The following is a 12,810-nucleotide window of genomic DNA, read 5'->3' as shown; positions in this document are numbered from 1 at the left end:
GGCACGTTAGCGAGTTTGATATAATTGCTTTGCGACCCGGGCATATGTGCTGGGTATCGCACGTGCTGGACCGTCGTCGTGCTATTAGGTTAGATGTCTAGTGTTAAACTTGATTGCTGCGCCCGGCGGCTCTGCAGACGACCTTACGCCAGAATGTCAGTTTAACTTATTCTGCGGGTAAACTGCGTGCACATATCTGTCAAAGCGGCAACGGGTTAGGCGGCCGCTTTGACGGGCGGCGTAGCTCCATGTCTACAATGTCTTTGATTTATGAAGCGGTGGCATCAACAGCAGCAGACTTGCTTGAGCTTATGATATTTCCATGCAGAAAACAGTAAAATTACGAAATAAGCACATAGCGGTCTCGGGGCGTCGGCTTCGAGCTATAGCATCGTGCCACGCGGGTTCTCAAAGTGTCAGTGGCTCGGAGACGATACAGAAATTTTTCGCCTGTTCGACCAAACAGGTGATGCGGCTAGTCAGAAGTCACACTTCGTCTGCAAGGCTTGAATGCGCCGACTGGTCAGGTGGCCAGAGTGATGCTGCGCGGGTTGGCTACTTGAGCCGCCTCTCCCGAGCCGATGGTTGTTGGCAATTTGAGCGACGAAATCCGTCACGGAGCGGGTCGGACAGCTAACTATCGAGAAAACCATCCGACCCGCCGTCGCTGACCTGTGAGGGAAGGAAGCGACAGGCCAGCGTACGACGTTTATCCCCGAATAGGGGACTGCAATTCGGTAGCACACTCTCCCGAGCAGACCATGAAGGCGCGCTACGTCGCCGCGAAACGAACTCATCGGTCCAATCAAGCGAAACAGCGAGCCAAGAAATTGAGGCGCAGTGTTTAACTTGTTGGCTACGTCATGTTGGGAGGCCGAAGTAATGCGACTCGCGTGTGCGCTCCTGGCCGGTTTCCCGAATATGGGCGCACTGGCCTTTGCCTAAAGAATTTTCGGCCCTACTGTATCATCAACGCACGCTGTGCTCTCGCCCAACAGCATTCGACTTCATAGCTTCTCTGTTGGCTCATGCAAGCTTTTTCTGGTATTAACGCAATTAAATGGGAAATTGATAGCCAATAATCTCAGATTTTGGCCGTATTTGGCGGTATTATTTGAATAAATGCTTAAACTGTCGGCGAAATGATTTGTCAAAACTGTGGTAAGAAGACAGAAATCAGCCGAATATGTATTAGGCCTCACCTCACGCAAGATCCAAATAGGCTCACACTGGTCTAAGTAGGCTGCATTCCCCGGACTTGACACTCCCAACGGTCGGCAAGCTCGCTTGTTGGTAGACAATCTGCCAACTCTCAAGTGAATCCGAGATGCAAGACGGCAATTTCGCACCTGGTCCAGTCATTTTAGCCTCTGGGCCATGGGGCTAAGTGCGGACATAGGCGTCGGGTATTTGATGGTCAACCCGAGGCGAAGTTGTGTTAGGAGGCAAATACTTTCGCCAACTGCCGAAAATGCTGGGCCATACCTTCTCGCCGCCCTGCTCGATGGCGACCGTGGCCGTGCGGCCGGAGACGAGGCGGAGGGTCTCGGGTACGGCGTCGAGGGTGATGCGAACCGGAACGCGTTGGGCAAGGCGGACCCAGGAGAAGGTGGGGTTGACGTTGGCGAGCAGATTGCTGCCAGCGGTCCGCTCGCGGTCTTCAATGCCCCCCGCAAAGCTTTCGACGCGGCCGGTCAGCACTGCGTCGTCGCCCATCAGGCGGATACTGGCCTTGTCGCCAATATGGATGCGCGGAAGCTTCGTTTCCTCGAAATAGCCCTCGACGCGCAGCGTATCGTTGTCGATCAGCGCCATGACACCCTTTCCGGTCGTTACGTAGGCTCCCGGGCGCAGTTCCATATTTGTGATGCGACCGTTGACTGAGGCCTTCACTGCCGAGCGCTCCAGATTCAGCTTGGCCAAGTCGCGGTCGGCGAGCGCTTGGTCGTAGGCGGCCTTGGCCTCAAGATCGGTGGCGCGGGCGGCTTCGAGCTTCTGCTGCGAGACGGCCGCGTCGCTTAGCTTGCTGTAGCGCCCGTAATCGGCGGCAGCTTGATCGGCACTCGCTTTCTTGCCCTCCACGATGGCATCTGCCTGACGCAGGGCAAGGGTGAAGCGCTCTGGATCGATGCGGAACAGAACATCACCGCGCTTCACAAGCTGGTTGTCGCCCACTCGGACCTCCGTAACGAGGCCGGAAACGTCAGGCGCCACGGCGACAACGTCGGCCCGGACCCGGCCGTCGCGGGTCCAGGGAGCATTCATGTAATAGTCCCAGAGCGCCAGGCCGACCACGATCGCTACAGCGACCATCGCCAGGGTGACGAGGAGACGGAAGGAGAAGGTGAGGAGCCGTGTCATGGGGCCGAACCGTCGTGAGGGCACGAGAGGCGGAGATGGCGATCGTCAGGGAGTCAGGGGCAGGCCAACTGACACCACCGCGCCAAGAACCACGATGTAAAGCGCGAGATCGAAGAGCGGTCGATGCCAGACGAAACGGTAGAAGCCAGTAAAGGTCAGAAGCCTGCTCAGCGCCACGCAGACGAGGAAGGCGATCAGCATCCATGCTGCGAGGCTCGGGATGAAGACGCCGTAGATGTCGAGTTCGCTGGTCATGCCGCCCATCCCGGTTCGGACGTCGCCGTCCGACGCGCCTTGTAGTCCGGCGCCTCGGGAAAGAGCGCACGGCGGACGCCGACGAGGCCCATGAGCGCGACGCCGCGCGCCGCATGAAGCCGATCGGCGATCACCGCGTCGAGCGCCGCGTCGATGTCGGCGAGGAGCCCGGTGGGCGGGATCAGCGCCTTGGCGTGAAAGTGCCGCGCCAGGGCGGCGAGAAGCGCCTCGACCGCCTTTCGCGCCTCGTTCGAGAGCGCCCGGCGGTTGCGACGCAACTCGACAACATTGATGCCGACGCGGACCTCCGCGAGGAGATCGGCCGTCCATTCAGCGTCGCCCGGAGGTAGGCTCGTGAGGCGCGGGGCTATCAGACCGACGCGGTCGAGCATGATTGCAGCAAGCTCCAGGCCGTTCTGCGCGCCCTGCCGCTCGGCGGCCTGCGCGAGGCTGCGCCGGTTGACGCTGCGCAGGCGGTGCGCCGCCCATCCCGCGCCGACCGAGCGCACGAGGCGCGTGACCAAGGCTGCGACCCACATCCCCGCGATTACGGCGATGGAAGAGTTGGCAAAGGCCGCAAAATCGCCGGTGTAACTGCCCTGCAGCGCGATCATGGCCGAGCCGTTCACCGCCGCGCCCATGGCGATTGGCGCCGTTTTCGGCTGGGTCATGAAGACGCCGCAGGTGAGCAGGGCTGGTGCCAGTGCCAGCGTCAGCATCTCGAAGTTCGTCGCAAGCGGTAGCACCGCGAACAGGTAAATGGCCGAGGCGATGCCGCCGATGATCGCGGAGTTGGCAAAGCCCACGATGGAGGGGGCGGGATCGTCCTGGGCGGCGAAAAAGCAGCAGCCGACAGCCGCCATCATCGGCGCCCCGGCTCCGTCGGGCCAGCCAGTGGCAATCCAGATGGTGCAGCTCAGCAGCACCGAGAGAAACACGCCGATCGCCGAGAGCAGGGCCATGCCGTGATCGCGATGGCGAATCGTGCGCGCCGCTGCGGTGTAACTGAAGGCGAGACGCTCCGTAGTGAGCGTGCCGTCGAGGATATGGCGCTGCAAGAGGCGGGCATCCTGGCGCAGGTCGATGAAATTGTTCAGTCGCGCCAGCAGGCTCGCCAGCACCAGATCGGTCCAAGAGGCCTGCTGACTCATGGGGGGACAGAGCGCGTCCGCCCGCGATCGCAGTCCCTGCGCCTCGATCTCGTCGATGCGTCCGGCGGCGAGCCAAGCGGCTACGTCGTCGAGCAGAGTCTCTAGCCGGCTGGGCATCGTGCCTGCACGCCTCATAACCTCGATGCGGTCGGAGAGCGCTGAGACGATCGGCAGGAACATCAGCATATGCTGGCGCAGCGTCGCCATGGCCTCCGCCGAGCGCTCCGCACCGGACATGTCGTAGCGCAAGGGCGTAGCCAGGGCGTCGAAGGCGATTGCATCGGAGGCGAGCTTCAGGCGCTTGCTCTGGGTGTCCCCCGCGTTGCTGGTGTGGCTCAGGACGCTCACGATCCAGCCACGCGCATCGGTGAGCCAGTGGTCGAGCCGCCCCGCGATCAGCGGCGCGACCGACTGGGGCAATACGACGGTATTGGCAAGCGAGGCGCAGAGGATGCCGAGGGTGATTTCCTCCGCCCGCGCCACCGCGGTATCGAACATCGTCCCGGGATCACCGACGGCGGGAAAGCCAATCAGGGCTGCCGTATAGCCGCCGAGCATCATCAGGTAGCTACGCGGCGTCCGGTCGAGCAGAGAAAAATACAGGCAGACCGCGACCCAGAGCGCGATGGCGATGGTCAGGAGCTCGGGCGCGTTCGCGAGATTGGGAACGAGGATGACACTGACTACCGCCCCTAGCAGCGTCCCGCAGACCCGGTAGATTGCCTTCGAGCGTGTCGCGCCCGCCAGCACTTGGCTTGTGATGAACACGGTGCCAAGGGCCCAGTAAGGACGCGGTAGGTCGATCCACATGGCCAGATACATGGCGAGGATCGCAGCCCCGAAAGTCTTGATCGCGAAGACCCAATCGCGCCAACCGGGGAGAGTCATTGGGCCGTCTCCCGCATGGGGGGCTCGCCGCGCGATCTGTCGCGCTCGGCATCCTGCAGCGTCCTGAAAACCCGCAGGCCCGCTTCGAGGTCCGCGACGCTGCAACTGGCAAACACCGACGCGCGCAGATCGGCGAGATCGGCCTCCATCTTCGCCACGGTCGACAAGCCGGCCGGCGTGAGGCTGAGGACTTTGGCTCGCCGGTCGGTCGGGTCTTCCTTGCGTTCGACGAGACCGGCGGCACAGAGCTGGTCAAGCAGACGGACCAGCGAGGGCCCCTCAATCCCGACTGCTTCCGCGAGGGCGTTCTGGCGGGGCTCGCCCTCCAGCCGCCCGATCATCACCAGAGGAAGAGCCGTCGCATCCGAGACGCCATGCGGCCGTACCACCGCGTCGGCCATGCGCCGCCATTGCCGACCGGCAAGCAGCAGAGCCTGTGTGTAGGCTTGTTGGAGAAGAGCCAGATCTTGCGACATGCGATCGCGTGCGCTTAGCCCGCTCTATGAAATCCTCTGATATAGATAGAATGCTATCTATTATGATGCAATGTTTCTAGTTGGCTGGACCATCTGCTCCGCGCTCGCTTCGGACATCCGGATGGGTGATCGCTGTCCGATAGCGTCCTGGAATTTTGCCGTTCTCCATCGAGCGCCATCACAGCGCCTGAGCGTCAACGCCGGTGCGCACTGCCTCGGCGCGGCGGCTCTCGCGCGCATGCCGGCAATCGAGCGTTGTCTGCAGAAGCCGGCCGCTGCCCTCGCGGCGCCCGGCAGGATGCGCAACCTGCTCGTGCAGGCGATGCTCACTCATGATGCGCATCAGGTACGCCGAGCGGCGTGCGGCCCTCAGCAATGGTCAGGCAAGTGCCGACGATGGAACAGTGAAGTGTCTCGGCCAGCTCCGAGATCTTGTCGTGGACCTTGTTACCCTCAGCAGTTGCAGCTGCTGGGATCAGCGCGATAGTCCGGACCTGGATCGATCCGAATGCTCAAGCTCGCCACTTATTCTTTTCACCGTCAGATCGTACCTCGTCCGATTGCATCTCGGGCGAACGCCATTTGACACTGGCAGACGATCATCGTCGCCGCATATAGCCTGAGCAAGGGACAATATCCGCTGTGTCCGACATCATCGGTGAGGCATCATGTTCCAATGCATTGGCTACGCCGCGCAGGAGGCCACGGCTCCCCTCGCACCCTTCAGCTTCGAGCGGCGCGACCCCGGTCCGAACGACGTCGAGATCGAGATCGTCTATTGCGGCGTCTGTCATTCGGACCTGCATCAAGCCCGGAACGAGTGGCAGAACACCAACTATCCCTGCGTACCTGGGCACGAGATCGTCGGCCGCGTGAAGCGCGTCGGCGCGAACGTCACCACTTTCATGGAGGGGGACCTTGCAGGCGTCGGCTGCATGGTCGATTCCTGCCGCGAATGTTCGAGCTGCCGAGATGGGTTGGAGCAATATTGCGAGCCCGGCTTCACCGCCACCTATAACGGCCCCGAGCAGAAGACTGGCGCCAACACCTATGGCGGCTATTCAAGCCACATTGTCGTCGACAAGCACTTCGTGCTGCGCATCCCGGAAAACCTCGATCTCGCGGGTGTCGCTCCCCTGCTTTGCGCAGGGATCACCACCTTCTCGCCCCTGCGCCACTGGAAGGTGGGCCCGGGCCACAAAATCGGCATCGTGGGCTTAGGCGGCCTCGGCCATATGGGCGTGAGGCTCGCCCATGCCATGGGTGCGCATGTCGTGCTGTTCACCACCTCACCCGGAAAGGAAGCCGATGCCAAGCGGCTCGGTGCTGATGAGGTCGTGATCTCGAAGGACCCCGAGGCTATGGCTGCGCAGGCAGAGAGCTTCGACTTCATCCTCGACACAGTCGCGGCCCAGCACGACATCAACGCCTATCTCGGCCTGCTGAAGCGCGACTGCACCTTGGTCCAAGTCGGTGCGCCGGAGAAGCCCCTCGATGTCGCAGTGTTCAGCGTGATCTGGCGTCGCCGGAACTTCGCGGGCTCGCTGATCGGCGGCATCGCCGAGACGCAGGAAATGCTCGACTTCTGCGGCAAGCACGGCATTACCGCTGATATCGAGATGATCCCGATCGATCAGATCGAGAGCGCTTACGCCCGCATGCAGAAGAGCGACGTGAAGTACCGCTTCGTCATCGACATGGCTTCCTTGCCCACGGCGGCTTGAAGGTCGGTTTGGTCCGCCGAACCTTATCCGCTGATGAGAACGGACTAACGCTCTCGACAGTCCGATGCTTCGAGAGATGGAACGAGCCTGCGCTCGCGAGGAAGATGAGCGCGGTCGATTTGGCCCCTCATCAAGGTGACGCGGGCCGATGCCGGCCTCTACGATCTCCACGAGCCCGATGAAGGTAGTGCAGAGTCCGATCATCATCGCGGCATTTGGCAGGATTTGCTGTGAAAGCCTGTGGTGGTTCAAATCAGTATAATGCGGTCCCCCTGGCGGGTCCTGTTTGCTTTTGCAAAGGGAGCATCATCCATCTGAACAACGCTTTGCCTTCAAACGTGGGTGGCGCGTCGTCTTGGTGGTCGCCTTGGGTAAAAGACGGCTAAAACGTCTGTTCGGTTCGCTAACGCTGGCTATAACCCATTTACACTCCAATGTTCTGATTTTTCCGGCGCTATTTGCGCATATAGAGCCATGCCCATAAATTGAAGATGATTCATGCTGGTGTGTTATTGCTAGACTACTTGGTATAAGCTGTGTGCTTTGATGTTTATATTTGCAGTTTTCAATTCTGTTCTTGGAATTCTGCAGACCTGACGCTGTTGCGATTTTGCAACTCGCGAATTTGATCGGCCCTAGCCTGATTGGAATGGATAGAGGCGACTCCACGAGTGTCGAGCGCGCCGTTGGCATGGCCGTCTCCTTCGCCGCCAACCCTCACGTACGAAAATTGCGCTACGAGCAATTTAGCCTCTTAATCCCTTTTGGAATCGTTTTAATACTCGAAAACCGAAGTTCAGAATGGATCTAAAACATATTCCTAGGCTATGCGGCCATTCCTGCTAGAGCATCCTGACTGCGCCGCTCAGTCCAAGAAGAGGCGGCGTATTCGAATGATACTGCGTCGGGGTCTTAGTCCGAAATGGACATTCTTAGCTTAGCTGCATCGTCGGGCGTTCGTCGTTGCACATCACGAAAAGAGTTATGCGCGGCACTTCTTTGCACGACCTCCATCTTGTTCATTCCCGCCGGCGCTCGGGCACAAGTGCAAGCAGCCGAGGTCGAGCTGAGCGAATTGAGTGTGACTGGTGAAGGGCGCGGGGGCGGCCTGTACGACCGGGGCGGTGCCCTCGGCCCGGTCTCGGGATACGTGGCCACCCGCAGCACGGTGGCTACGAAGACCGATACGCCGATCGTCGAGACGGCACAGTCAATCTCGGTCATCAGCCGGAAGCAGATCGAGGATCAGAACCCTCTCTCGATCAACCAGGCGCTGCGCTACACACCGAGCGTTACAACGGAGCAGCGCGGCGGCGCCGGCTCGACCCGTCTCGAGCAATTCTACATTCGCGGCTTCAGTGCGCCGCTGTTCCTGGACGGCATGGCGCTTCCGGGCAGCCGCGACGCCTCACCCTCAATCGATCCATTCCGGCTTGAACGCGTCGATATCATCAAGGGTCCGGCTTCGGTTCTCTATGGACAATCTGGCCCCGGCGGCATCGTCAACTTCGTTTCAAAGCTCCCTCAATTCGTCAATCACGGCGAGATCTTCGCGCAGACCGGCAGCTACAGCCAGGCACGCGGCGGCTTCGACATCGGCGGCCCCGTGGGCGATGGCAGCGGCACACTCGCCGATCAATTCGCCTACCGAGTGGTCGGGCTTGGCTGGAATGCCGACGGGCCGGCTCAGACGACCAAGGTCGAACGCTTCTTCATCAACCCGAGTGTCACCTGGCGGCCCGATGCCGACACGTCGTTGACGGTCATCGGCAACTATCAGCGCGATCCCTTCTCGGGCTTCTATGGCGGCGTTCCCGCGGTTGGCACGCTCTTCCCGCGCAATTTCGGCAACGGCGTCGTCGGTCGCCTGCCGGCCGACTTCTACGACGGCGACAGGAATTTCGAGCGTTCCGACCGCACCCAGGCGTCGATCAGTTACATCTTCGACCACCGCTTCAACGAGAACGTCCGCGTCCACTCCGCCGGCCGCTATCTGCGCACCGAAGGCGATTACGCCAGCGTCTACACGTCGTTCGACGACATCAATAACGGCCCATTCACCAGTGGCCCGATCCTAACCCGCTCGAAGGGTGGCACGCGGGTGGGGATCGATGCCTACACCACCGACAACAACGTCGTGGCGAATTTCGACACCGGCTTTATCGCGCATACCGCGCTCGTCGGCGTTGACCACCGCACCTTCGAGACAAACACTTTCTCAGGGCCGTTCCCCTCAGCGCCGAGCTTGAACCTGCTCGCGCCGAACTACGACATGAATATCGCGTTCCCGGCCTTCACGTCGGAGTCGCGCATCAAGGCCGAGCAGACCGGCGTCTACTTTCAGGATCAGCTCAAGTTCGACCATCTCGTCCTGACGCTCGGCGGCCGCTACGACTGGGCGCGCTCCTCCGGCCCGACGCGCACCATCGCCACGGGTGCGGTGGCGCAGCAGGACGTGCCGGCCGAGGCCTTCACTGGGCGGGCAAGTCTGCTCTACCTGTTCGACAGCGGCATCGCACCGTACGTGTCTTATAGCGAGGCTTTCGAGCCCATCGTCAGCGGACGCATATTCGACTCCGCCTTCGGCTCGGCCGGCCGCATCCCGGACCCGATCAAGAGCAACCAGTACGAGGCCGGTATCAAGTATCAGCCGCCTGGAACCGACATCCTGCTCACGGCGGCCGCCTTCGACATCCGCCGCTCGAACGCCACGAACACTGACCCGAACAATCCCGGTTTCGTGCTGCAGACCGGCGAGGTCGGCGTGCAGGGCGTCGAGTTCGAGGCGAGGGCGAACGTCACCGAGAACCTTAGCCTCGTCGGCGGCGTCTCGTTTCTCGACATCCGCAACACGAAGGACATCACCAACACCCGCAACGCGCTGACCGGCGCGCAGGTGCCGCTTGTCGGCCGCAGCCCGGTGCAGGTGCCCGATTCTACCGCCTCGGCGTTCGTGGACTATCGTTTTACAAGCGGTCCGCTGATCGGTCTTGGTATCGGCGGCGGCGTTCGGTATCTGGGTCCATCCTGGGGCGATCCCGCCAACACCTTCAAGGTGCCGTCGAGCGTTCTCCTGGATGCGGTCTTGTCCTACGACATGCGCTACCTCGACGACTCGCTGAAAGGCTTCAGTGTGCAGGTCAACGCGCAGAACCTGCTCGACGAGTACTACGTGACAGGCTGCTTCCAGTATTCCGGCTGCTATCTGGGTCTGCCCCGGACGGTCTACGGAACACTGCGGTATCGGTGGTGAGATGACGGGCATGGCGTCGCTGCGCCTCCGCGACCGGGCGGCGGTCGCCGGCCGCGTCGTCATCGCGACGGCTGGCGGCTACGGCATTGCCGCCCTCTCCACCGTTTTCCTCTCGCTGACGCTTCCGCTGACGCGATCGGAAGCCGTTGGCGCGGCGACGATGCTGAGCTTCGTCGTGATGGTAGGCATCGTCGTGCTCGTCTTCGCTGCGCGCACTCTTTTGCGCGCCACGATCATCGTCGCGGTCATCGCGGCACTCCTTGGAGCCGGCACTTGGCTGGTGAAGGATGCAGGCAGCCCGGTTTCCGCGTCTACCACGCGCACGGGAGGCGCTTCGTGAAGGGCAGCTTCCGCCAGTCCATGGCCTGGCTTCACACCTGGTCCGGTCTCGTCGTCGGTTGGGTGCTGTTCGCGATCTTCGTGACCGGAACGGCGAGCTACTACCGCGCCGATATCTCGCGCTGGATGCGACCGGAATTCGTACGCGCCGCTCCGATGGATGCATCCGCGCTCGGCGCAGCCGCAGAGCGCGGTGTCGCTTACATGGAGACGCACGCCGCGAACGCACGTGCGTGGTTCATCGGCATGCCGCAACCCGACAGTCCTGTGCTCGATCTGTTTTGGCGGAACCGACCAGGCGAACCCCCAAACCGCGTCGCGCTCGATCCTGAGACCGGCAAGCCCGCGACCGTCCGCGATACGATGGGCGGAGATTTTCTGTTCCGCTTCCACTTCGAGCTGCACATGGCGCCGCTCTGGGGCCGGTGGGCCGTCGGCATCTGCGCGATGATCATGTTGATAGCGCTCGTCTCCGGCATCATCACGCACAAGCGCATCTTCGCCGACTTCTTCACATTTCGCCGGGACAAGGCGCCTCGGCGCAGCTGGCTCGATGCGCATAACGTCACCGGCGTGCTCGCGCTGCCGTTCCACCTGATGATCACCTATACCGGTATCGTCACGCTTGCGCTGATGTACATGCCGTGGGGCATGAACGCCGTCTACAAGGGCGACAGCCAAGCCTTCTTTGCCGAGACCGGCCAGATCACCGCGCCTCGGCCGCCAGCAGGCAAGCCTGCCGCGCTGGCACCGGTCGGTCCCATGGTCAAGAAGGCCCTTGCGACGGTGTCCGAGCCGCTCGAGCGCCTCACCATCACCAACCGTGGGGACGCGAACGCCACCGTGGTCGCGGTGTTCGAGGAGCCGCATGGGCTTTCCCACGAGCACCCTCAGGTCGCGTTCGACGGCGTGACCGGCGCCGTGATCCAGGTGCTTCAGGGCGGTCTGAAGCCCGCCGCGAAGACCTTCACGACGATGGTCGGACTGCACGAGGCTCATTTTGCAGGAACAGGCCTGCGTGTCCTGTTCTTCTTGTGCGGGATCATGGGGAGCGCCATGGTCGCGACAGGGATCATGTTGTGGTCGCTGGCCCGTCTACCGAAGCCGGGCGAGCGGACGTTCTTTGGGCTTCGCTTCGTCCAGGCCATGAACATCGGCAGCATTGCCGGGCTACCCGCAGCGATCGCGGTCTTCTTCCTCGCGAACCGTCTGCTTCCGCTCGACGTGACCGATCGATCGGCCTGGGAGATCCGCTGCTTCTTCGCAGCCTGGATCCTTGCCGCGTTCATCCCGCTTTTCCGCCCTCACCGCCGTGCCTGGACCGAGATGCTGACACTGGTGTCGGTCCTCTGCCTCGCTGTCGTCGTTGCGGATGTCGCGACCATCGAGCGGCATCCTCTGCGTCAGCTCGGTTATGGTGACCCATTGTTCCTGTGGTTCGACGGCGCGCTCCTCGCGCTCGCGGGGCTGTTCATGGCTGCCGGTCGAAAGGTGATGGTCTACGAGGTTCCAGGCCGATCTCAGCATAGGAGCGAACGACCGGCATCGCTCGTCGTCCAAAGGCAGGCCAACGGCACGCCGGTGGCCTCGAGCGTCCGAAACCCGCGACCGATCGCGGAGCGCAGGCGGGCATGATCACCTCGTCCCTCGCGCTCAGCATCTCGCTGAGCTTCGCGGCACTCGCGGCTCTGTGCCTCAGCCTGAATCGTCATCATTCCGACGTGCTGCAATCCAAGCCGCAGGATGGCCGTGTGGCGCTCCTTCGGACGGTGGGTTGGACCGGAATTGGGCTGTCGCTGATCCTGACTGGATACGCGGAAGGGTGGGTGTTCGCGCCGGTACAATGGATTGGGGCAACGAGTTGCGCAGGTCTTTTGCTCGTTCTGCTGTTAGCTTATCGGCCTCGCTTCGTGCCGCCTGCTGCTGCAGCCTCACTGCTGTTCAGCGTGATAGGAGCGTTCCTTATCCATTAGTCTAACGAATTTGAGCATCCCCAGTCAGCTGGCAACTCCGCCGAAGTACGCGTTGGATCGGTCGACGACAAAGCCTTTTGCACCAGAATACTGGCCATCATCCTTCTTCACGTTGACTGAACCGCCAATCCAGCGGCCTGTCGCGCTATGGAGTCCCGGGACCTTATGATCGAGCACGCCAAGCCGCTGCCCAATAATATCGAGGACGGTGCGAGCACCCCCGGCCTAACGGTGGCGTCAGAGCTGTTCTCGACACTCGCGGCCCATGCATCAGGGGAACCAGACAGGATTGCAACGACTGCCGCGATGACGCGCCATCAGGTCGTAGCAGGGCATCCTTCATCTATGGCTCGACTATGAACCCTTTCCCATAGACTGTAGTAATGGCGA

10 protein-coding genes are annotated in these 12,810 nt (G+C 61.7%); 5 read left to right on the top strand and 5 right to left on the bottom strand.

Annotation, left to right across the window (positions count from 1 at the left end; all coding sequences use genetic code 11):
* Nucleotides 1-1,383: 1,383 nt before the first annotated feature.
* The 5 genes from MGN01_RS20925 to MGN01_RS23760 all read right to left on the bottom strand — a co-directional run bounded on the left by MGN01_RS20925 (nucleotide 1,384) and on the right by MGN01_RS23760 (nucleotide 5,465).
* Nucleotides 1,384-2,361 (bottom strand): efflux RND transporter periplasmic adaptor subunit, encoded by a 978-nt coding sequence (locus MGN01_RS20925; protein ID WP_147048768.1) that lies wholly within the window; start codon nucleotides 2,359-2,361, stop codon nucleotides 1,384-1,386.
* A gap of 45 nt (nucleotides 2,362-2,406) precedes the next feature.
* A complete protein-coding gene (locus MGN01_RS20920) occupies nucleotides 2,407-2,616 on the bottom strand; it encodes a DUF1656 domain-containing protein (RefSeq protein WP_147048767.1) in 210 nt (69 codons plus the stop codon).
* Nucleotides 2,613-4,655 (bottom strand): FUSC family protein, encoded by a 2,043-nt coding sequence (locus MGN01_RS20915; protein ID WP_147048766.1) that lies wholly within the window; start codon nucleotides 4,653-4,655, stop codon nucleotides 2,613-2,615. Before MGN01_RS20915 ends, MGN01_RS20920 begins: the two co-directional genes overlap by 4 nt.
* Nucleotides 4,652-5,131 (bottom strand): MarR family winged helix-turn-helix transcriptional regulator, encoded by a 480-nt coding sequence (locus tag MGN01_RS20910; RefSeq protein WP_147048765.1) that lies wholly within the window; start codon nucleotides 5,129-5,131, stop codon nucleotides 4,652-4,654. Before MGN01_RS20910 ends, MGN01_RS20915 begins: the two co-directional genes overlap by 4 nt.
* A 178-nt stretch (nucleotides 5,132-5,309) precedes the next feature.
* Nucleotides 5,310-5,465 carry a hypothetical protein gene (locus tag MGN01_RS23760; protein WP_170246091.1) on the bottom strand — a complete coding sequence of 52 codons (156 nt, stop codon included), beginning with the start codon at nucleotides 5,463-5,465 and terminating at the stop codon, nucleotides 5,310-5,312.
* Nucleotides 5,466-5,799: 334 nt separating this feature from the next.
* Between MGN01_RS23760 and MGN01_RS20905 the strand changes: the two genes are divergently transcribed.
* The 5 genes from MGN01_RS20905 (at nucleotide 5,800) to MGN01_RS20885 (ending at nucleotide 12,420) form a co-directional block, all read left to right on the top strand.
* Nucleotides 5,800-6,855, top strand: coding sequence for an NAD(P)-dependent alcohol dehydrogenase (locus MGN01_RS20905; RefSeq protein WP_147048764.1), 1,056 nt, complete (start codon nucleotides 5,800-5,802; stop codon nucleotides 6,853-6,855).
* A 922-nt stretch (nucleotides 6,856-7,777) separates the two neighbouring features.
* A complete protein-coding gene (locus tag MGN01_RS20900; protein WP_147048763.1) occupies nucleotides 7,778-10,108 on the top strand; it encodes a TonB-dependent siderophore receptor in 2,331 nt (776 codons plus the stop codon).
* 1 nt (nucleotide 10,109) lies between these two features.
* Nucleotides 10,110-10,448: an iron transporter gene (locus tag MGN01_RS20895; RefSeq protein ID WP_147048762.1), complete on the top strand. Its 339-nt coding sequence runs from the start codon at nucleotides 10,110-10,112 to the stop codon at nucleotides 10,446-10,448.
* Nucleotides 10,445-12,082, top strand: a complete 1,638-nt coding sequence (locus MGN01_RS20890; RefSeq protein ID WP_147048761.1) for a PepSY-associated TM helix domain-containing protein — start codon at nucleotides 10,445-10,447, stop codon at nucleotides 12,080-12,082. The genes MGN01_RS20895 and MGN01_RS20890 overlap by 4 nt, the downstream gene beginning before the upstream one ends.
* Entirely contained in the window at nucleotides 12,079-12,420 is a 342-nt protein-coding gene (locus tag MGN01_RS20885; RefSeq protein ID WP_147048760.1) for a DUF3325 domain-containing protein, read from the top strand. The genes MGN01_RS20890 and MGN01_RS20885 overlap by 4 nt, the downstream gene beginning before the upstream one ends.
* Nucleotides 12,421-12,810: the final 390 nt, after the last annotated feature.

The sequence above is a fragment of the Methylobacterium gnaphalii genome (assembly GCF_007992215.1).
In the GTDB taxonomy this organism is placed as follows: Bacteria; Pseudomonadota; Alphaproteobacteria; order Rhizobiales; family Beijerinckiaceae; genus Methylobacterium; species Methylobacterium gnaphalii.
The sequence above is the reverse complement of the archived record's forward strand: the minus strand, read 5'-3'. Positions and strand labels throughout refer to the sequence as shown.

Coding starts and splice junctions, on each gene's coding strand:
- MGN01_RS20925 (WP_147048768.1), bottom strand. CDS start 2,361: ATGACACGGCTCCTCACCTTCTCCTTCCGTCTCCTCGTCACCCTGGCG.
- MGN01_RS20920 (WP_147048767.1), bottom strand. CDS start 2,616: ATGACCAGCGAACTCGACATCTACGGCGTCTTCATCCCGAGCCTCGCA.
- MGN01_RS20915 (WP_147048766.1), bottom strand. CDS start 4,655: ATGACTCTCCCCGGTTGGCGCGATTGGGTCTTCGCGATCAAGACTTTC.
- MGN01_RS20910 (WP_147048765.1), bottom strand. CDS start 5,131: ATGTCGCAAGATCTGGCTCTTCTCCAACAAGCCTACACACAGGCTCTG.
- MGN01_RS23760 (WP_170246091.1), bottom strand. CDS start 5,465: ATGAGTGAGCATCGCCTGCACGAGCAGGTTGCGCATCCTGCCGGGCGC.
- MGN01_RS20905 (WP_147048764.1), top strand. CDS start 5,800: ATGTTCCAATGCATTGGCTACGCCGCGCAGGAGGCCACGGCTCCCCTC.
- MGN01_RS20900 (WP_147048763.1), top strand. CDS start 7,778: ATGGACATTCTTAGCTTAGCTGCATCGTCGGGCGTTCGTCGTTGCACA.
- MGN01_RS20895 (WP_147048762.1), top strand. CDS start 10,110: ATGACGGGCATGGCGTCGCTGCGCCTCCGCGACCGGGCGGCGGTCGCC.
- MGN01_RS20885 (WP_147048760.1), top strand. CDS start 12,079: ATGATCACCTCGTCCCTCGCGCTCAGCATCTCGCTGAGCTTCGCGGCA.